The sequence below is a fragment of the Janthinobacterium sp. BJB446 genome, assembly GCF_002735655.1.
Lineage (GTDB): Bacteria > Pseudomonadota > Gammaproteobacteria > Burkholderiales > Burkholderiaceae_D > Janthinobacterium > Janthinobacterium lividum.
In genome coordinates, this window is sequence record NZ_PDZK01000001.1 from 930425 (window position 1) to 950659 (window position 20235).

16 protein-coding genes are annotated in these 20235 nt (G+C 60.6%); 7 read left to right on the plus strand and 9 right to left on the minus strand.

Going from position 1 to position 20235, the window contains the following annotated elements; translation table 11 throughout:
• Window positions 1–3: 3 nt before the first annotated feature.
• The 4 genes from CSQ92_RS29175 to CSQ92_RS04280 all read right to left on the minus strand — a co-directional run bounded on the left by CSQ92_RS29175 (window position 4) and on the right by CSQ92_RS04280 (window position 6607).
• Window positions 4–3969, minus strand: a complete 3966-nt coding sequence (locus tag CSQ92_RS29175; RefSeq protein ID WP_218964033.1) for an NACHT domain-containing protein — start codon at window positions 3967–3969, stop codon at window positions 4–6.
• Window positions 3970–3994: 25 nt separating this feature from the next.
• Window positions 3995–4957 (minus strand): cation diffusion facilitator family transporter, encoded by a 963-nt coding sequence (locus tag CSQ92_RS04270; protein ID WP_099393311.1) that lies wholly within the window; start codon window positions 4955–4957, stop codon window positions 3995–3997.
• Between the two features lie 117 nt (window positions 4958–5074).
• Window positions 5075–5950 (minus strand): pirin family protein, encoded by an 876-nt coding sequence (locus CSQ92_RS04275; protein WP_099393312.1) that lies wholly within the window; start codon window positions 5948–5950, stop codon window positions 5075–5077.
• A 57-nt stretch (window positions 5951–6007) separates the two neighbouring features.
• The gene (locus CSQ92_RS04280; RefSeq protein WP_099393313.1) at window positions 6008–6607 is read right to left on the minus strand and encodes an FMN-dependent NADH-azoreductase; all 600 of its coding nucleotides are present in this window, start codon (window positions 6605–6607) and stop codon (window positions 6008–6010) included.
• A 125-nt stretch (window positions 6608–6732) separates the two neighbouring features.
• On the opposite strand from CSQ92_RS04280, the gene CSQ92_RS04285 reads away from it, so the two are divergent.
• Window positions 6733–7638 carry a LysR family transcriptional regulator gene (locus tag CSQ92_RS04285; RefSeq protein ID WP_034784204.1) on the plus strand — a complete coding sequence of 302 codons (906 nt, stop codon included), beginning with the start codon at window positions 6733–6735 and terminating at the stop codon, window positions 7636–7638.
• Between the two features lie 17 nt (window positions 7639–7655).
• On the opposite strand, the gene asd is transcribed toward CSQ92_RS04285, so the two are convergent.
• A complete protein-coding gene (gene asd / locus CSQ92_RS04290; protein ID WP_099393314.1) occupies window positions 7656–8504 on the minus strand; it encodes an archaetidylserine decarboxylase in 849 nt (282 codons plus the stop codon).
• A gap of 284 nt (window positions 8505–8788) precedes the next feature.
• On the opposite strand from asd, the gene CSQ92_RS04295 reads away from it, so the two are divergent.
• From CSQ92_RS04295 to CSQ92_RS04315, 5 genes are all read left to right on the plus strand, one after another.
• Window positions 8789–10978, plus strand: a complete 2190-nt coding sequence (locus tag CSQ92_RS04295; RefSeq protein WP_306532412.1) for a TonB-dependent receptor plug domain-containing protein — start codon at window positions 8789–8791, stop codon at window positions 10976–10978.
• A 119-nt stretch (window positions 10979–11097) separates the two neighbouring features.
• The gene (locus CSQ92_RS04300; RefSeq protein WP_099393316.1) at window positions 11098–12336 is read left to right on the plus strand and encodes a DEAD/DEAH box helicase; all 1239 of its coding nucleotides are present in this window, start codon (window positions 11098–11100) and stop codon (window positions 12334–12336) included.
• Window positions 12337–12389: 53 nt separating this feature from the next.
• On the plus strand, window positions 12390–13007 hold the full coding sequence (locus CSQ92_RS04305; RefSeq protein ID WP_099393317.1) for an LON peptidase substrate-binding domain-containing protein: 618 nt from the start codon (window positions 12390–12392) through the stop codon (window positions 13005–13007).
• Window positions 13008–13149: 142 nt separating this feature from the next.
• On the plus strand, window positions 13150–13893 hold the full coding sequence (locus tag CSQ92_RS04310) for a DNA-binding protein (protein ID WP_099393318.1): 744 nt from the start codon (window positions 13150–13152) through the stop codon (window positions 13891–13893).
• A 217-nt stretch (window positions 13894–14110) separates the two neighbouring features.
• A complete protein-coding gene (locus tag CSQ92_RS04315; protein ID WP_099393319.1) occupies window positions 14111–15058 on the plus strand; it encodes a cupin-like domain-containing protein in 948 nt (315 codons plus the stop codon).
• Window positions 15059–15061: 3 nt separating this feature from the next.
• Here CSQ92_RS04315 and CSQ92_RS04320 read toward each other — a convergent pair whose 3' ends face one another.
• On the minus strand, window positions 15062–15970 hold the full coding sequence (locus tag CSQ92_RS04320; protein ID WP_099393320.1) for a DMT family transporter: 909 nt from the start codon (window positions 15968–15970) through the stop codon (window positions 15062–15064).
• A gap of 51 nt (window positions 15971–16021) precedes the next feature.
• Here CSQ92_RS04320 and CSQ92_RS04325 point away from each other — a divergent pair, with 51 nt between their 5' ends.
• Window positions 16022–16579: a helix-turn-helix domain-containing protein gene (locus CSQ92_RS04325; RefSeq protein ID WP_225317292.1), complete on the plus strand. Its 558-nt coding sequence runs from the start codon at window positions 16022–16024 to the stop codon at window positions 16577–16579.
• A gap of 8 nt (window positions 16580–16587) precedes the next feature.
• On the opposite strand, the gene CSQ92_RS04330 is transcribed toward CSQ92_RS04325, so the two are convergent.
• Genes CSQ92_RS04330 through CSQ92_RS04340 form a run of 3 tightly spaced genes read right to left on the minus strand, consistent with a single transcriptional unit; the run spans window position 16588 to window position 20195 of the window.
• Window positions 16588–17319, minus strand: coding sequence for a class I SAM-dependent methyltransferase (locus tag CSQ92_RS04330; protein ID WP_099393322.1), 732 nt, complete (start codon window positions 17317–17319; stop codon window positions 16588–16590).
• Window positions 17316–18569 (minus strand): voltage-gated chloride channel family protein, encoded by a 1254-nt coding sequence (locus CSQ92_RS04335; RefSeq protein ID WP_099393323.1) that lies wholly within the window; start codon window positions 18567–18569, stop codon window positions 17316–17318. The genes CSQ92_RS04330 and CSQ92_RS04335 overlap by 4 nt, the downstream gene beginning before the upstream one ends.
• A gap of 36 nt (window positions 18570–18605) precedes the next feature.
• A complete protein-coding gene (locus tag CSQ92_RS04340; RefSeq protein WP_099393324.1) occupies window positions 18606–20195 on the minus strand; it encodes a pyridoxal-dependent decarboxylase in 1590 nt (529 codons plus the stop codon).
• Window positions 20196–20235 lie beyond the last annotated feature (40 nt).

Genomic DNA, 20235 nt, shown 5'->3' on the forward strand with positions numbered 1-20235 from the left:
CTGCTACTTTTTAGGACGTCTCAAATCAAGCACAACGACTATGACGCGTCCTTCTGATGCGGCTCTGCTAGAGGTCGTTAGCATCTGACGAAGTTCCTCCGGGCTTTGAGGACGTTCCTTGGAGTGACCTGGGTTCTTGAGGAGTTTATTGGCTGGTTGTCCTTCTCCAAACCACAGCACGAGATAAATACCGTATCCATTTGCGCGCCAGTCTTGTGTGTATAGTGCATCGAGTTGTGCGTCGGCGCCCTGCCAAAGCTGAGGATGCCATTGCCCCTTAATTTCAATTGGGATACGTATCGATCCCACCGAACAGGTGATGTCGACTTCTTTATCTGCGGCAATATGGGTTTCTGGTTCGAGTACTATTCCCTCTGAACCTTGGCGCAGGAGTCCGAGCAGATGATCCCGGCAGCGCTCCTCATCGCACGCGGTGTCGTTGTTATAGAAGCCCCTCCATGATTCTGCATCGTCACTTTTGATTTTTGCTTGCACCACTGACAGTTCTTCTATCATGAAGGATTGGATATCTGCGGCATTCGAAGGTGCGCGATCGAGAACGATTGCATTAATAGCGTCAAGCGTAGGGGCTGTATAGGCAACCTCGACACGGATTCGTGCTTGCTCGGAAGCTACGGATTTGATTGTTTCTGTATAGCCATCATCCGGCGCGTTTTTCAGGCGTTGGAGTGATGCACTGGCTTCGCTGCTAGCATCGTTACCAAGGCGGCGAATAAGGTAAATCAGTTGATCGCTGGCATCCCAGGCATTTTTATCCCCAACAAAACCGCCAGTCTGACGATGAGTAAATGGCCAGAATGGACGAAAGGTTCCAATGATCCATTCTAACTGCGAGGAACTGAGTGCGACATTGGCGCCATCAGTAGAGGCCCCGACGATCAGTTTTCTTAAATTCCAAAGCACTTCTGGATCAACCGTGGAAGTCTCAAGACATGTCAAAGTTCTTTTGAAATCAACTAGCACGCCAATAGCGAACCAATTACGACGGCGCTCTTCATCGTTTATTTCTGTAAATCGTTTTCTTGCGTGACGTAGTTTGTCGAAATCACCGGACCGGAGGAGGCGGGTAACTAGTTCCAATTCTGGGATGTGCGGCATTTTTGGAAAGCGCCTCAACCAATCGTCTGCGAGATCGGCTGCGGCAATCGCATTTTTTTCATCCCGCATCAATGCATAGAGTTCATCAACATAGGTGAGCCGCGCCACAAACTGAGGCTCATAATACAGTCGCATCGCGGTGCACCATACCCCACGTTTATGGAGTGCTGCCTCTAGCGCTCCATCTAAACCGTCGATTCCTGCGTCTTTTTCTGTTTTGCTGCGGCGTAACTCGAAAAATCCCGCCATTAAGCACTCATCAGTAAGGTCATCCAACTCAATATCTTGCCGGAAGCGTTCTGCAAGAGCCACAACTATGACGTAAGCCAACTCCCAATGCCGGCCTTTTGCAAGCGAGTTGGCAATTTCCTCGGCCGTAGGAGATGGCGGGTTTCTTTTTAGGAATACCTCAAAACCGTTGCGCGCAGCATCAGCGAGTTCATCTCCGAGCCAATTCGCAATACGTTCATGAGCTGCGATCGACTTGTCGAGATCGCTGAACAGGTTGAGATAGGCTTTGGCTGGTTGGATGAGTATATCGCCTTCACCCAAACGAATACGGTCTATTTGAGCTGTGAAATATTGACGTTGTTCAGCGTATTTTCTGGCGCGCTTTGCCGATTGGCGAAGTTCTAGTCTTTTGTTGTGGATCTGAAATTTAGTTAATTGAGATACTCGGGGTTTGTTTATCCAAGCTTGCAAGTCTGGCCTATGTGCTGCGAAGGGAAGTGCAGCCTCTTTTATTATGGCGCTAGTCTCATCCGTATACATCGCAAGATTTACAATTTCACGCCAGCGCAGATCGTTTCGATTGGTTGGATCGAGTTTTTTTAGCAAGGCAATAACGTCATCGCTAGATGTCGGAAAAAGGCTTGGGGCTCTTCTGGTCAGAGAAAATGCTCTTTTTTCGATAGAGTCATCATTGTTTTTTTCTAACAGCGCGAGACTTTGGATGCATTGACGTAGAGAGTCATCATTTCGAATAAGCTCATCTAACTGTTGTTTATGTGTTTGTTGATACCCTACCCAGCTATTAAATGTATCTAGCCACGACCAGAGATTATCTGCCGATACTCCGCCAGCGCTAACGCGCCTTACGATGAGATGATTGGAAAAATCGGCAATATCGTAAGTTGTATGGGGATTGAGTGGATTACCTAGTGCTTTCGTAGCAGATGCAAGGTGATCAAGAATCCCATCAAGACGTGAGAGCGGTAAGTGTTGCTGCATACGTAGAAGGATACCAATCGTGTGATTGTCGATCTGTGCATGGCTTATGATTAGGTCGACAATCAAACTGTCATCTAAATGGGCATAGCCGACTTCATCGCTTATTTCTATCGCTAGACGAACGGAGAGATCGTTTCCATATGCGTGTAGAGTTCGTATGATAGTCGTCCAATCTTCATCGACTAATAATCCCCCAAGCGCCTCCGCTGCTGCGCTTCTATTTGCGAAAAAAGCGCTGTCGTCTAGTACAAGAGCACGTAGTTCGTTCGTGAGATCAGACGCAATCTTCGCTCCCTTCATCGCTTCAAGTATAAGCAGACGCAGACCGAATGGTGTTTTAGGATGAGTGATCAGTTCGCGCACCTCGCTGAGGAGTTCTGATTGAACGATCCCACGTACCGCATAGGAACCCCAGTCGCGGAAATCAGGATTATCAATAGCAAGGCGTTGCAGGGCGTTAATAAGCGCACGTGCTTGTTCAAGTGAGAGGTCATCGGCGTCGCCATATTCGATGACTCCCATAGGGTCTGCCGCAATTACTTGCAATGCAAGCGAGGGTTCGCGCGCTAGCCAAGCATGAAGTCCCCGAAGGTTTGCAGGCACCAAACCATGACTGTGAAACAGAGTAAGAAGACGTCTGCGTTTGCGTGGCGTGTTAGCGTTCTTTGCCAGCCAATGTGCAGCCAGGAATTCACCGATCCGGCGATGCCAGTAGCTGAACCGGTCTGCGCCGTCCGCCTTGAATAGTCTGCTTGATAGCATTGCCCGGATATCATTGGCGCCCGGAAGAATAGCGATATCGGAAAATAGTAGCTCTCCTTCGCTTAGATTTGCTGCTGCTTTGCGCACCAAAGCTTCGCTACCAGTCAGGATTAATGCCGCAAAAGCTGCTCCAGCAGCGTTGAGTCCGGCTTCCTCCGCGGGCTGGTAGGACGCTTTGCTATCCTGGTGTTCAACTCGTAATACTTCGATTGCTTTTGAGAAAAGTTCACTACGCGTCTCTGGTAATTCTCCCTTATCAGCAACTCTGACTATTAGCTCTAATGTTTGTGGATTGCCGAGCAGGCCCTGCAGGTTACGCGCATTGAAATGTTCGATTACTTTTTGTGCTGTATCGATTCCCAGTCTGGAACCAAGAAAATTGACTGCATCATCATCATTGAAAGGTTCAAGGTGCAGTTCAAGTGGTTTGTCTACATATTGCTCGTTAATAGCTGCCAGGCCAGTAGCACTACGCCAATCCGCTACACGACATGACAATACAAAAGTCGGGTAGCCAAGCTCTCCCAGTTTTTGAAGGACTTGGTCAACTGCATCTCCACCCTGTTGTGTGCTCACTTCATCTAAAGCGTCAATTAACAAAATTTTGGCATCGCCAAGAAGGGTATGAGGATTATGACGATTAAGGAGTTGGCGAGCAGTGCAGCGCGCATAAGCTGAATTTGTGGCCAGCCATTCAAGAAGATAGGACTTCCCCATTCCTGCTTCGCCAAGGATGATCATTGGTTCAGCACGCTGAACAAGTTCAGTCTGCGAAAGTGTGCCCGTGTTTGCCTCGTCTTTTTGATACCAAAGTGTTCTGAGGATTGCCTTGTGTTCAATCTGAGAGGTATTCATCATCAAACATCTGCCTTTCTTTGCGACCTTAAGTCAACTTCCTGTGGCTGTGATCATCTTGATGCAAGCCCGCCATGGCCGCCGTCTCCGGCTGCAAGGTGATGTGGTCGATGCCATGCTTACTCAGTAACATCTTCTTGATCGCCCGCAAGACCTTCGGCCAATGGTCGAGGTGTTCGATTTCCACGTGGCCGATCAGGGCAGGCTGGCCCGGCGACATATCCCACACATGCAGGTCGTGCACGGCGATCACGCCATCCACCTGCTCCACGTCAGCGCCCACCTGGATGTAGTCGATATGCATGGGCACGCCTTCCATCAGGAAATGGTAGGACTCGCGCAGCACGCCGAATGTCGACTTTAAAATCAGCAGGGACACCAGCACGGACAGCAGCGGGTCGATCTGCATCCAGCCCGTAAAGTAAATCACGGCGCCGGCGACGATGGCGGCGACCGAACCGAGCAAATCGCCCATCACGTGCACGAGGGCGGCGCGCGTGTTCACGCTTTGCTTGTCTTTCGACAATACCCACGCCACGACTATATTGATCGCCAGGCCGATGAAGGCGACGATGAAGACCATGCCGCCCTTTACGGGTTGCGGGGAGGAAAAGCGCAGCGCCGCTTCGTAGCAGATCCAGCCCACCACGCACAGCATGGCCAGGCCGTTGACGAAGGCGGCCAGCGCTTCGGCGCGGCCAAAGCCGAACGAGTGGCGGGGCGAAGGAGGGCGGCGCGCGATCAGTTGCGCCAGCAGTGCCAGGCCCAGCGCGGCCGCGTCCGTGACCATGTGGCCCGCGTCGGAAATCAGGGCCAGCGAATTGGACAGGAAGCCGGCCGCCACTTCGATCCCGGCAAACGACAGGGTCAGGCCCAGCGCCCACGCGAGGATGCTCTGGCTGCGCCCCTCGAACGAGTGGGTGTGCTTGGCGTCGCCTTTCAGGTGGGCGTGCAAATGGGTGGCGTCGTGTTCGGTGTGCGTGGGCTGCATGGAATGCTTTGTGGAATGATGTTGCCGCCAGTGTAATTGAAAAGCAACAAAGTAGTCGGCACGTAAAAAAACCTGCAGGCCCGGAGGCACTGCAGGTTTTTGATGAGGCAGACAACTTTACTGCACGGCCGTCTCGCCAAACTTGCCCTCACGGAAATCCTGAACGGCCTGGAACACTTCCGCCTGCGTATTCATGACGAACGGGCCATACTGCGCGATCGGTTCGTTCAAGGGCTGGCCGGCGACGAGGATTACGCGGCCGCCTTGCGGCGCCTCGATGCGCACGCCATCGCTGCCCGGCGTGTTGGCGAAGATCGCCATGCGCAGTGCGGGCACGGCCTTGCCGTCGACCTGCACTTCGCCACGGAAGGTGTAGATGAAAGCGTTATGGCCTGGCGGCAATGGCTGCTCGAAGCTGCTGCCGGCCGGCAAGTCGATGTCGAGGTACAGCGGTTCCGTCAGTTCGCGCTGCACGGCGCCCGTCACGCCATGGCTCTCGCCTGCGATCACTTGCACGGTCACGCCCGCGTCCGTCGTGTAGCGGGGGATTTCGCTGCTGTCGAAGTCGCGGTACCACGGCGTGCGCATCTTGTCGCGCGCGGGCAGGTTCAGCCACAGCTGAAAACCTTCCATCACGCCTTCTTCCTGTTCCGGCATTTCCGAGTGGATCACGCCGCTGCCGGCCGTCATCCATTGCACGCCGCCCGAGCTCAGCAAGCCTTCATTGCCCGCGCTGTCCTTGTGGCGCATGCGTCCCGTGATCATGTACGACACGGTCTCGAAACCGCGGTGCGGATGCTCGGGGAAGCCGGCGATATAGTCGTTCGGCTTGTCGCTGGCAAAGTTGTCGAGCATCAGGAAAGGGTCGAGGCGGCGCTGCAACTGCTGCGTCAGCACGCGGTTGATCTTCACGCCGGCGCCATCCATGACGGCCTGGCCGGCAATCACGCGCTCGACGGCGCGTGGCTTGTTGACGGTGGTGATGTCGCTCATTGTTCTCTCCTCTAGGCCAGGACGGCGCCAGTGCGCCGTCCCTTTCACTGCTGGGGATTACACCAGGATGGCGTTGATCTCGGCGTCCGCCTGGGCTTGCGCCTTGGCCACGGCTTCCGGGCCCATGCCCATGCCTTCCGAATACACGTATTGCACGTCGCTCAGGCCCAGGAAACCGAACATGGTGTTCAGGTAAGGCACCTGGCTATCGTTGGCGCTGTCGCGGTGCAAGCCGCCGCGGGACAGGCCCACGTAGACTTTCTTGCCGGTCAAGAGGCCCACGGGGCCGTTTTCCGTGTATTTGAAGGTGACGTTGGCGCGGGCAATCGCGTCGAACCAGCTTTTCAGTTGCACGGTGATGCCGAAGTTGTACATCGGCGCGCCGATGACGATCACGTCAGCCGCTTGCACTTGCGCAATCAGCGCGTCGTCCAGGGCGATGCGGGCTGCTTGCTCCGGGGTGCGCTTGTCTGCCGGGGTGAACAGCGCTTGCAGGGTCGGCTCGTCGAGTACGGGGTGCGGTGCGGCAGCCAGGTCGCGGCGGGCCAGGGTAGCGCCGGGGTTGGCCGCTTGTACGCGGGTAACGATGGCGTCAGCCAGGCGGGTCGAGGCGGAACCGGTGCTGCGGGCGCTGGAATTGATTTGCAGGATGTTCATCTTGTTTTCTCCGTTGTGAGGTGTCTTGCGATGGATGAACTATAGCAATTCCAAAATTGATGCGGAAGCCGTTAAAATGGATAACATTAATCCACTAGTGGAACAATCGAGTTAAAGGTAAGTATATGGATATCGATCCCGGAGATTTGCTGCTGTTTGCGCGCGTCGTCGAGTGCGGCAGTTTCTCGCGCGCCGCCGTGCGCGTGGACTTGCCCAAGTCGACCCTGTCGCGGCGCATCTCGCTGCTGGAAGCGAAATTGGGCGAACGCCTATTGCTGCGCACCACGCGCAAGCTGGCGCTGACGGAGTTTGGCGCCAGCCTGCTCGAGCATGCGCGCAAGGTGGTGGAAGAGACGGAGGCGGCCGGCGCGCTGGCACAGCACCGCCAGGCAGGACCCAGCGGCTTGCTGCGCATTTCCATGCCGGCCGACTTTGGCGACACCCTGATGCGCCAGGTGTTGGCCGAGTTCGTGCGCCGCTATCCGGCCATTTCGCTGGAACTGGACTTGTCGGCACGCCGCGTGGATTTGCTGGAAGAGAACTTCGACCTGGCCATCCGCATGGGCAACTTGCCCGACGACGCCAGCCTGGCCGCGCGCCGCGTGGCGTTCAGTACGCTTGCCCTGTATGCCTCGCCGCAATACACGAGCGTGCACGGCTTGCCCGAGCATCCCGACGATCTGTATGGCCACGATTTGCTCAGCTTGCCACGGGCCGTGCATGGCCTCGTGCACTGGACTTTGATCCGCGGCAAGACGACGTGGGAGCGCGATTTGCCCGTGCGCCTGCTGGCCAATTCGCCGGAATTGCTGGTGCGCATGGCGTGCACGGGCGTGGGCATCGCGGCCAGCACGGACCGCTTTGCCAAGGCGTATGTGGCGACGGGGGAACTGGTGCGGGTTTTGCCGGAGTGGAGTTTTCCGCTGGTCACGGGCTGGGCCGTGTTTCCCGGCCGGCGTTTGATGCCGGCCAAGACGCGCGCATTTCTGGACTTGATGGAGGAAATGTACCAAACCGACGCGCCCGTGTAGGCGCGCGTCTTGCTGCCTTACTTGGGCAGCTTGCCCATGACTTCGCCCAGCTGCACGGGGCCGGCCGGTTGCCAGTTGGCATTGAACGTCACGGTATCTTTCGGGAACAGCATGACGACGGTGGAACCGAGCAGGAAGCGGCCCAGCTCTTCGCCCTGCTTCAGCACGACATTGTCGTTCGCATAGCTCCAGTCGCGGATCTCGCCCGTGCGGGGCGGGTTGACGACACCGTGCCAGACGGTGGCCATGCTGCCGACGATGGTGGCGCCCACCAGGGTCATGACGAAGGGACCGTTGGCCGTATCGAACACGCAGACGACCCGCTCGTTGCGGGCGAACAGGCCGGGGATGCCGCGCGCCGTCGTCGGGTTGACGGAGAACAGTTCACCGGGCACATAAATCATGCGCGTCAGGCGGCCGTCGCAGGGCATGTGGATGCGGTGGTAGTCGCGCGGGCTCAGGTACAGATTGGCGAAGCTGCCGTGTTCGAACTGGGCCGCCAGTGCCGCATCGCCGCCCACCAGGGCCGTGGTGCTGAAGCTGTGCCCCTTGGCCTGGAAGATCTGGTCCCTGTCGATCGTGCCGAACTGGCTGATGCGGCCATCGACGGGGCAGACGTAGTCGGCCTGGGCCAGCGGACGCGCATCGGGGCGCAGCGCGCGCGTGAAAAAGTCGTTGAAGCTCGTGTAATGCGTGATGTCCGGGTCCAGCGCCTCATCCATGTTGACGTTGTAGCGGCCGACGAACCAGCGGATCAAACGCGTCGTCATGGCGCCGCCCTTGGCGCCGGCGACACGGCCGGCAAAATTGGTCAACGCTCCCTTGGGCAGCAGATATTGAGGCAGGACGGCAAGACGGTCAGACACGATGGGAAGCCTTTGACGGGGTGATGGGAACAATGATGAAAACGCATTATAGCGGCGATGTGGCGCGCAATGATATGTACCGTATGCAAGGGGGCGTAGTGCAGCCGGCCGCCGAATTTAATTTGCCATAGGAAATATTTTCAGGAAACTGTGTCACTCGGAAAAAATTACAGCACAATACAGCGGCCTGTTTTTTAGCTTTTAGCCATTTTTATTCAGCCAACTTTTTTAGCCAGGTCATGATGCCACGCCGTTGCCTTCGCCTTACCATCCTTTGTTCCTCCGTGTTACTTGCCTGGAATGCCCAGGCCCAGCAATCCGAAACGCCCGCCGCCACTGACGCCGCGGTGCCGCTGAAGGCCGAGAAGGCCGAGAAATCCGCTGTGGCCGCCATGCAAACCGTCGAAGTCAAGGGCAGCGGCTATGATCCGCGCCGCGACGATACGGCCAGCAAGATGGTCGTTGGCAGCGAGGAAATCCTCAAGTATGGCGACACGAATGTCACCGACGTGCTCAAGCGCCTGCCCGGCATTACCGTGTCCGGCGCGGCCGGGCGCTCGGGCGGCGAAATCCGCATGCGTGGCCTGGGCAGCGGCTACACGCAGATACTGCTCAATGGCGAGCGGGCGCCGGCCGGTTTCTCGCTCGACACCCTGTCGCCCGACGTGATCGAACGCATCGAGATTTTGCATGCGGCCAGCGCCGAATACAGCACGCAGTCGATTGCCGGCACCATCAATGTGGTGCTGAAAAAAGCCGTCAAGACGGCGCAGCGCGAACTCAAGCTGGGCGTGCAGGGCAGCGACGTGAGCTTTTCGCCCAGCGTCAACGTGCAATTGTCCGACCGCGACGGCAATTTCTCGTATTCGCTGGCCGGCTCGCTGTTCCGCTACGACTACCATTACGACAATCCCGGGCTGGAACTGGGCTACGCGCCCGACGGCCGGCAAAACCTGCTGCGCCGCACGAACGGCACGGGCGATGGCCGTCCGGAAGGCATCAACCTGTCGCCACGCCTGAACTGGGTGCTGGCCAACGGCGACAATGTGACGGCACAATTCTTTTTCAATGGCGGGCGTTCGAACCACCGCAATTTCAGCCGCGCGGAAACGGAGCAGGGCGTGCGCCCCGACTACGACAGCAATACGGGCAGCTCGAGCAACCACAATGCCTTCGGCCGCAGCGACCTGACGTGGATGCACAAGCTGGCCGGCGGCGCCAGGCTGGAACTGAAAGTGGGCGCCTCGGCCGCCCGCAATACGTCCGACAGCCTGCAGCAGGGCTTTATCGATGGCAGTGGCCTGGCGCTCGAGCGCAAGGTGGGCGTGAAGGCGACGGAAAACGGCGTCAGTTCGACTGGCAAGTATTCCACGCCCTTGCTGCCCGGCCATGCCCTGTCGATGGGCTGGGATGGCGCCTACACGGAGCGCGAGGAATCGCGCCGGCAGCGCGAAGCGGCCCTGGGCACCTTGGGTGCCCGTCCGCCCGTCAACAGCGACGAAGGTTTCGACGCCACGATCAAGCGCCTGGCCGTGTTCGTGCAGGATGACTGGGAAATCACGCCGCGCTGGTCCATGTATGCGGGCGTGCGCTGGGAAGGCATCGACACGCGCAGCGCGGGCGACACCTATGACGAAGTGCAGCAGCGCACCAGCGTGTGGAGCCCGCTGCTGCAAACCCTGTGGAAATTGCCCGATACCAAGGGCGACCAGGTACGCCTGGCCCTGACGCGCACCTACAAGGCGCAGCCTACGTCAAGCCTGATTCCACGCCGCAATACCTCGACCAACAATAGCCAGACGGACCCTGACCGCGAAGGCAATCCGTATCTGAAACCGGAGCTGGCGCTGGGCATCGATGTTTCGTACGAGCACTACTGGGCCGAAGGCGCCTTGCTCAGCGCGCGCGCCTCGGCCCGTCGCATCGATGGCTACACGCGCCAGGGCTTGCTGTTCATCAATGACCGCTGGGTCTCCACGCCTGTCAACGATGGCCGCGCCAATACACAGACACTGGAACTGGAAGCGAAGTTCCCGCTGCGCGCCGTGCTGGCCGCGCCTGTGCCGGCCATCGACCTGCGCGCCAGCGTCAGCCGCAACTGGTCGCAGGTGGAGCAGGTGCCGGGGCCGGACAACCGGCTCGACCAGCAAACGCCCGTCAGCGGCAACTTCGGCCTCGATTACAAGACGCCCGATGGCGTGCTGACGACGGGCGGCAGCTTCAACTTCCGCAATGGCGGCCCCGTGCGCATCACCGAGCGCCAGAGCGCCTATACGTCGCCGCGGCGCGACCTCGATATTTATGCGCTGTGGAAGTTCGATGCGAAGAACCAGCTGCGCCTGGCCGTGTCGAATCTGCTGGCGCAAGACTTCGAAAGCACCACCACGTATGCGGATGCCAGCGGCACGATCACCCGCAACAGCATTTCACCAAGTTCGCCGCAGGCGCGCGCCACCCTGGAAATGAAGTTCTGATCGTGACGTTCCCGCACTGAAAACCCCGGCCAGCCTCCCCGCTGGCCTATAATCTCGGCAATCGCGCGCGCGGCCGGTCCGTGCGCGCCACCTTTTCATTTGCCAAGATTGCTTTCCCCATGACGTTTTCCTCCCTCGGCCTGATCGATCCCCTGGTCCGCAAACTCGATGAGCTCGGCTATGCCAAGCCGACCCCCGTGCAGGCGCAATCGATTCCTGCCGTGCTGGCCGGACGCGACTTGATGGCCGCCGCCCAGACGGGCACGGGCAAGACGGCAGGCTTTGCCGTGCCGCTGCTGCAGCGCCTGACCCTGGAAGGCGTGGTGGCGCCCCAGTGCGTGCGCGTGCTGGTGCTCGTGCCCACGCGCGAACTGGCCGAGCAAGTCTATGCCAGCTTCCGCAGCTATGGCGGCAACTTGCCGCTGCGCAGCTTTGTCGCGTATGGCGGCGTACCCATCGAGCCGCAGATCAGCAAATTGCGCAAGGGCCTCGACGTGCTGGTGGCCACGCCGGGCCGCTTGCTGGACTTGCAGACGCAGGGCGCCGTCAAGTTCGAGCAAGTGCAGACGCTGGTGCTGGACGAGGCTGACCGCATGCTGGATCTGGGCTTCGAGCGCGAGCTCGACATATTGCTGATGACCATGCCCAAGCAGCGCCAGACCCTGCTGTTCTCGGCCACCTTCTCGGACGCCATCCGCGCCATGGCGAAAACCATGCTGAAGGATCCCGTCTCGGTCGAGGTGAGCGCGCGCAACAGCACCGTCAAGGCCGTCAAGCAATCGGTCATCGTGTGCGACAAGAAGCGCAAGCCGGAACTGTTTCTGCACCTGCTGAAGAAAATGCGCTGGGGCCAGGTCCTGGTCTTCGTCAAGACGCGCAAGGGTGTCGAGCTGCTGGTGAACACCTTGCTGGAGCAGGGCGTGCGTGCCGATTCCATTCATGGCGACAAGACGCAGCCGAACCGCCTGCGCGCGCTGGCCCGCTTCAAGGCCGCCGAGGTGCAGGTGCTGGTGGCTACCGACGTGGCCGCCCGTGGCCTCGATATCGAGCAATTGCCCGTCGTCGTCAATTTCGACTTGCCCACCGTGGCGGAAGACTATATCCACCGCATCGGCCGCACGGGCCGCGCGGGCGCTTCGGGTGCAGCCATTTCGCTCGTCTGTGCCGACGAGGTGGAGCTGCTGTCGGCCGTGGAAGCGCTGACCCGGCAAACACTGAAACGCACCGAAGAGCCCGGTTTCGAGGCGGAACACCGCGTGCCGGGCACGTCCGCCGGCGGCACCATCCAGAAGAAGGCCGTGAAAGTGCTGGCGCCGAAGGCGGCGGAGCGGGCCAAGAAAAGGCGCTTCTACAAATAATCAGGGACGCCAGGCGCGCAGCACGGATATGCCATTCGTGCCATCATGCGCTTATGACCTCGATACCTTTGTTCCCGCTCAATACGGTGCTGTATCCCGATGGCTATCTGCCCCTGCAGATCTTCGAGGTACGCTATCTGGACATGATACGTCAGTGCATCATGGGCGAGCAGCCGTTCGGCGTGGTGCAACTGCTGGATGGAACGGAAGTGCGCAAGCCGGGCCATCAGGAAACCCTGGCGCCCGTGGGCACCCTGGCGCGCGTCATTGACTGGGCCGCGCCCTTGTCCGGCTTGCTGCAAATCAAATGCATGGGCATGCAGCGCTTTCACATCGTTTCCAGCGAACAGCTGAAGCATGGCTTGTGGATGGCGCAGGTCGAAACTTTACCGCCCGATAAAACCATTCCCATTCCGCAAGAGCAGCAGAACGTGGCCGACGCGCTCGGCGCCCTGATCCGTACCTTGCAGGAGCAAAAGATCCCGCCCGACCAAATGCCGCTGCAGCCGCCGTACCGGCTCGACGAGTGCGGCTGGGTGGCGAACCGCTGGTGCGAGCTGCTGTCCCTGAGCACCATGCAAAAGCAATTGTTGCTGAGCCAGGACAATCCCGTGCTGCGCCTGGAACTGGTGCAGGATATGCTCACGGAGAACGGTTTGCTGGAAGAGTAAAGTACCTGAAGCCGCATGTTTGCACATGGTTTCGTTGTGCAATTGCAATTTCCATTGAGAAATACTTTACGCTTTGCCGCCGCTGGCATAAGATAATGCCCCTGGGCAAGATTGCCCTGGGCAACATTCAAGAGTACACGACATGGCAAAAGTAAGCGCGGAACAGATCAATGCGGCAATGGAAGCGATGGCGGCCGAAGGCCAGGCCATCACGGTACGCGCCTTGCGCGAACGGCTGGGCAACGGCGCCTGCCTGGGCACCATCAGCAAGCTCTTGCTGCGCCGCAAGGCAGGCGCGCAACGCCAGATCGCTGCCGCCGCCGAACTGTCGCCCGTGCTGCAGCAAGCCATCCTCGATTATGTAGGACAGGAATTAAGCGCCAGCCACAGCGCGCATGAAGCCGAGATGAATGACAATCAACAGGAATTGATGGACCTGGCCAGCGAGAACGAGCGCCAGCAAGAGTTGCTCGACCTGCAGGCGGGCGAGCTGGAAACCTTGCGCGAGGAGCTCGAGCGCGAACGGCAAGTGGCGAACCAGGCCCGCACGGACCTGGCCAAGGCGCAGCTGCGCCTGGAAGGCTTGCCGCGCCTGGAAGAGGCGGCCGAGCAGGCACGCATGGATCTGGCCAAGGCGCAATTCAAGCTCGAAGGCATCCCGCGCCTGGAAGAAGCGGCCGAAGCGGCGCGTGCCGAACTGATCCAGGCCCAGTTGAAGCTGGAAAGCCTGACGCGCGTGGAAACGGAACTGGCGGCCGCGCGCCTGGAACTGGAAGCGGAACGCGAAGAGCTGGGCGAAACGCGCGCCGAGCTGGACGAAGAGCGCACCTTGCGCATCAAGGCGCAGCAGTTCATCGTCGATCCGATATTCAAGACCCCTGTCTGAGGACACCTGACCAAACCTGCTGCGCGTCGCGCTTTGCGGCCTGCGATGCTCACCGTACTGGAGTACGGTTGCGCTTCTTAGCCACAAATCACTGCCGCTCGCGACGGTTTTGTCAGGTGTCGAGACGTCGGGGGGAATAGGTCATGCGGGCCTTGCTGGCTTAAAATGGCGCACTGTCGCGCCATGTCGTGCGACGCCTTGATCGCAAAGAAGGTTTATGCCCGTAGAAAAGAAAGTGCCGCTCCCGCTTGCGGCCACGCCCATATCGCCGCGCGCGCTGCCGCCCCGGCCGCCAGCACAATTCAGTTCGCCCGAAGCGGCCCTCGCACGCAAGCAGGCACGCGAGGGCAAGGATGCGCAGGTGCGTGGCGTCACGTCCATCGACGCCATGCGCGAGGCCATCAAGCAGGCGGCGCGTGACTTGCCGGCCATCACCGAGGTGCCGCGCCTGGCCATGCTGGACGCCGCCGCCTTTCGCGCGCGCGCCACGCTGGGCCTGCCCTTCCTGATGCGCGGGCTGGTGCAACGCTGGCCCTTATCCAAGCTGGAACCCGAAGTCTTGCGCGAGCAATTCAGCCATGTGCCCGTGCGCGCGCGCGTGGGCGACTACATCAACACGGCATTCGCGGCAGACCGCGCCATGCAGGACATGTCGATGGGGCAATATCTGGACCTGGTGGCGGAGGGCAACTACGCGCTGCCGCCATACCTGGGCAACCTGGAATTGCGCGAGCTGAACCGCCTGTGCCACTGGCCCACGTATTTTGACAAGATGGGCCCGCCGCGCTTCTGGGTGGGGCCGGGCGGCACGGTCACGCCCTTGCATTGCGATTACGACGACAATATCTTCGCGCAAGTGTGGGGCCGCAAGCGCATCTTTTTATCGCCGCCGCACCACGACGTCTTTCTCTATCCCAGCGAAGCGAACGCCATCCTGTTCGGTTCACCGTTCGACCCGGAAGCGCCCGATTTCGAACGTTTTCCCCTGGCGCGCCAGGCCAGCATGATCGAATGCATCGTCGAGCCGGGCGACATGCTGTACGTGCCTGCCGGCTGGTACCACCAGGTGCGCGCGCTGACGTTTTCCCTGTCGTCGAACCGCTGGGCCAGGGCCGTGCCGCTGGCGCTGCATGCAGATGCGGCGCTGCGGCGGGGCGTGGAATAAACCTTAGGGCTGCACGGCCTTGCCGGCAGCGCGCACACGGCGCTTGGGACGCCACTCGCTGAGGATGCCCGCACAAATGATCAATACCGCGCCAACGATGGCCAGGGCTGGCAGGCGCTCGCCGGCGATGCGGCCGATCACGCCGGCCCACACGGGTTCACCCGCGTAGATCAGCGTCGCTTTCGTGGCGGAAATGCGCTTTTGCGCCCAGTTCATCACATATTGGATCAGTGCGCTGGCGCAGCCCAGTGCCAGCACGCTGAGGATGAAAGTCTTGCTGAGGATCGGTGGCGCTTCGCCCATGACGGGCATCAGCAGCAAGGCGATCAATGACGCCGTGGCCAGTTGCACGATGGTCACGCGCAGGATGTTCAATTGCGGCGAGACGCGGCTGATGAGGATGATTTCCAGGGCGATCGCGATGGCGCCCACAGCAGTGATCAGTTCGCCCGTGCCGAAGCCCATGCTCAAGCCATCCGTGCCGGTGAGCAGCAGCAAGCCGGCGAACGCCAGCACGACGGCCGCCCATACGGCAGGGTGGGGCCGCTGCTTGAAGGCCAGCCATTGCACCAGCGGCACGATGGGCACATAGAAGGCCGTGATAAAGGCCGACTTGCTGCTCGTGATATACATCAAGCCATAGGTTTGCAGCGCGTAGCCGCCAAAGATGCTCACGCCGATGGCCATGCCTGTCAATAATTCGGCCTTCGTCAGGTGGCGCAGCTGGCCCCGGCAAATCAGGGCGCCGATACTGGCGGCCACGGCAAAGCGGGCGGCGACAAACGCCAGCGGGCCGCTGACCGTCACGGCATGTTGCACGACGAGAAATGTGCCGCCCCAGATGAAGGTGATGGCGATCAGGGCCAGTTCGGGCAGGCCGAAGGCGGGCGGGGGACTTGCGTGTGTTTTCATGGGGCGCTATGCTATGAGCAAAATATTTCCCATCATCATAGGAGCAATATATTGCGCAGTCAAGCCGAGGCCGGTGGCGTGCTGGCACACCTGGCCACCAATCTGCGGCGCTTGCGCCTGGCTGCCGGCCTCAGCCAGGAAGAGCTGGCGCGCAAGTCGGGCCTGAGCCGGCGCATGGTCAATGGCGTCGAGGCAGGCAGCACCAACATCAGCCTGGCCAACCTCGACCATGTGGCAGCCGCCCTGAACGTGGCCTTTGTCGACCTGGTGCAGCCGCCGCAACAGCCGCACGACAGCCTGCGCGTGCTGATGTGGCAAAGCGCGTCGCAGGCCAGCCAGGCCATGCTGCTGGGTGCCGCGCCCGCCAGCCGCCAGGTGGAACTGTGGGCCTGGCGCCTGGCGCCTGGCGAGCGCTACGATGCGCAAGCCGATCCGGCGGGTTTCAGCGAAATGATCTACGTGCTGGAAGGCGAGCTGCAGCTGGAACTGGCGGCCGGGACGAGAACGCTGGGCACGGGCGATTTTTTCGTCTTCAGCAGCGCGCAAGCATATGCCTATGTGAATGCGGGCGAGTCCACCTTGCGCTTTACGCGCAATGTGGCCAGCTGACAGCGCGATTACGGCAGGCCGCAGCCCACCAGCAACAGCATCGGCCGCTCGCGCTCTTCCGCCAGCGCCGGCTGTTGCGTGACCTGTGCGTCGGTGGGACCCCATTCTTCCACGTGTTCCAGCTGGAAACCGGCGCGTAGCAGCGCATTGATGGTCGTGCCCAAGGTCCGATGCTGCTTGATCACGCCTGGCGCCAGCCAGTCCGACACGCGCGGGCCTTGCTGCTGGTAGCTGTCGACGGGCCAGCGCTTGCGGCCTTGCGCGTCCGTCAGCCAGCCCGGCTGGCGGGGGGCCATGAAGATCGGGTGCTCGATGGAAAATACCAGCTTGCCGCCCGGCTTCAAGCCGTGGCGGATGGCAGCCAGCAAGGTGGTGAAATCCTTGATGTAGTGAAACGCGAGTGAACTGTAGACGAGGTCGTAGCTGGCGGGCGGCAGGGCCAGTTGTTCCAGGTCCAGCCGGGCATAGCTGACGGCCGCGTGCGTCCCCATGGCGTTCGCCTGCGCCAGCATCTTTTCCGACACGTCCACGCCCAGTACCTGCGCCGCGCCAGCGTCGGCTGCCCAGCGGCAGAACCAGCCATAGCCGCAGCCCAGGTCGAGCACGCTTTTTCCTTGTATCTCCGGCAGCATGGCGCGCAGGGCTGGCCATTCGGGGGCGCTGTCGAGTCCGCCGACGGAGCGGGGCAGCTGGCTGTAGCCGGTAAAGAAGGCGTCGTTGTCGTAGATATTCTGTGTCATGTGTCGATATCCTTGTGGACGGTGCGCTTGGCATGCCCGCCCCGTTGCGCCCGGTAAATGCCCGCGTGGCCGGAAAACAGATAGGCCACGACGCAGGCGATGGCTGCGTACACGCCGATCTCGGCGCCGAACAGTTCCATGGCCATCAGGGTCGAGGCGATCGGCGTATTGGCGGCACCGGCGAAGACGGCGACGAAGCCGATGGCGGCCAGCAAGGTGACGGGCTGATGCAGCAGCGGCCCCAGCGCATTGCCCAGGGTCGCGCCGATGAAGAACAATGGCGTCACTTCGCCGCCCTTGAATCCCGTGCCCAGCGAGACGATGGTAAACGCCATCTTGGCCAGGAAATCGTATGCCGGTAGCGGTTCCTTGAGCGCGTCGACGATGGTGGGGATGCCCAGGCCGATATACTGGTCCGTGCCGATCAGCCACACGGCGATGGCGATGATCACGCCGCCGGCCAGGGGGCGCAGCGGGGCGTAGCGGATCCAGCGCTTCATCAGCCCGCTCAAGCCGTGCGTGGCCTGCGCAAACACGTTGCCGGTCACGCCGAACAGCACGCCAGCGATCACCATGGCGGACAAGGTCCAGGCGGAGAGGGCGGGGATCAAAGGCACGGCGTAATGCGTGTGGTGAATGTTGAATAACTGCCCCCACAGCAAGCCCACCTGGTCGGCGATGACGGCAGCTAGCAGGCAGGGCAGCATGGCTTCGTAGCGCAAGCGGCCGATGGCCAGCACTTCCAGGCCAAAGATGGCGCCCGCCAGCGGCGTGCCGAAGACGGAGGCAAAGCCGGCGCTGATGCCGGCCATCAGGACGATGCGGCGGTCTTCATTGTTCAGACGAAACATGCGGGTCAGCTGGTCTGCCAGCGCGCCGCCCATTTGCACGGCCGTGCCTTCGCGCCCCACGGAGGCGCCAAACAAATGCGAGATGACGGTGCCGCCCAGCACCAGCGGCGCCATGCGCAAGGGGATGATTTTCTTCGGGTCGTGGATTTCATCGATGAGGAGGTTCGCGCCGCCTTCGACACTGCTGCCATAGCGCAAATACAGCCAGCCGACGGCAAAGCCCGCCACGGGCAGCAGCCAGATCAGCCAGGCGTGCGCCCGCCGCGTAGCGGTTGCCCATTCAAGGGCAAACAGGAAGCCGGCCGAAGCCGATCCCGCCAGCACGGCCACAACAAAGGCCAGCAGCAGCCATTTCAGCAGATGCCGCAAGAGGTCGGTGAGGGCGCTAAGACGCTGCATCGTGCATCCAGTCAAGGCTGATCGGTGGGTGTTTCCTTACAAGCCCAGTTCCGCCACCAGCGTTTGGCCGATGGCGCGCTGCTCGTCCAGGATGGCGCGCAGGTGGTGGGGGCGCGTCTTGACGTTGGTCATGACCACGCGCAGCACGTTGGTCGGGCCGGGGTAGCGCGTCGATTCCAGTACCGTGCGCGACACAAAGCTGTGGCCTTGCGCCTTTTGCCGGTTCTGCAGCTTGGCGTTCAATGTGTTCAGTTGCGTGTTCAGCTCTGCCGCCGCGTCCATCTGGCCGCTGGCCAGCAAGCTTTCCATGCGCTGGCGCAAGTGCGCGGGCACATAGCGGTAGGTCAGGATGAAGGTGTCGGAGCGCGTGACGAGCTCGAAATCCTGCTGGTCGGCCAGCAAGTCCTGTAGCTGGCCGGACAGGGTGGCCGCCTGCCGCAGCAAGGTCGTGTAGCCGGATACGCCCAGCACCTTGAACGACGTCCACAGTTTCAAGGCATCAAAGCGGCGCGAGCCTTCCAGCGAGGTCTGGCCCAGGTCGCCCGAATTGTCGCGCAGGATGTAGTTGGCGTTGTGTTTCAGCAAGTTCAGGCTGGCGCTATCCTTGAACAGCACCATGCTTTGCGCCATCGGCACCCACAGCAATTTATGCCCGTCGATGACGACGGAGTCCGCCAGGGCAATCCCGTCGTACAGGGCGCGGTACTGTTCCGCGATCAAGAGGGCGCCGCCCCAGGCCGCATCCACGTGGAACCAGATGCTTTCCCGCGCGGCAATGGCTGCCATGGCGGCCAATGGATCGATGGCGCCCGTTTCCGTCGTGCCGGCGATGCCGATCATGGCGACGACCTTGATCTTGCGCAATTTCAAGTCGGCAATGGTCGATTCCAGCGCGGCGATATCGATGCGGTTGTCGCGGTCGACTGCCACCAGGTGCAAGGCGTTTTCGCCGAGGCCCAGGGTCGCCAGCGCCTTTTTCACGGAGTAATGGCTGCGCGCCGAACCGATCACGGCCAGCCCCGCGTAGCTGGAATCCTGCATGGCGGCAAACAGGCCCCGTTTGCGCGTGCCGGGCAACTGCCGTTCCAGCGCCACGGCCAGGGCCGTCAGGTTGCCCATGGTGCCGCCATTGACGACATTGCCCAGCGCGCCGCTGGTGGCGGCCATCGCCTGCGCGTAGACGCTATCGGCCTGCTGGTACACCTGGCGGTGCAGCCAGCCGAGGATCTGCTTTTCGATCAGGGTCGACACATACGCCGTCTCGATCTTCACCTGGTTCTGGTTCAGGGTGGCCGTAAACGCTTCGGCCAGCACGCTGATCCAGGGCAGGGCCTGCGTCATGTGGCCGATGTATTGCGGATGGTTCAGCTGGGCCGTATTGGCCAGCACGGTGGTGTCGAGTTCTTGCAGGAATTGCGCCACGGGCATGCCGTGCGCGGGCAGGCAAGTGTCGGACAGTTGCGTCAGCAATTGCGCATACGGCGTGTGCGGATAGGGCGTGTCGCGTTCGGCGGCCAGCCAGCCGCCCAGCATGCCCAGCGCCTGCTGCAGGGGAGCGGGCGAGCGTTGCAGCGCATCGATGGAAAAATGCTGCTGCAGCAGCTGTTCGATAGGGGTATCGGTCATGGCGCGTTGTCTTCTCTACGGATTGCTGATGCCACGGTGA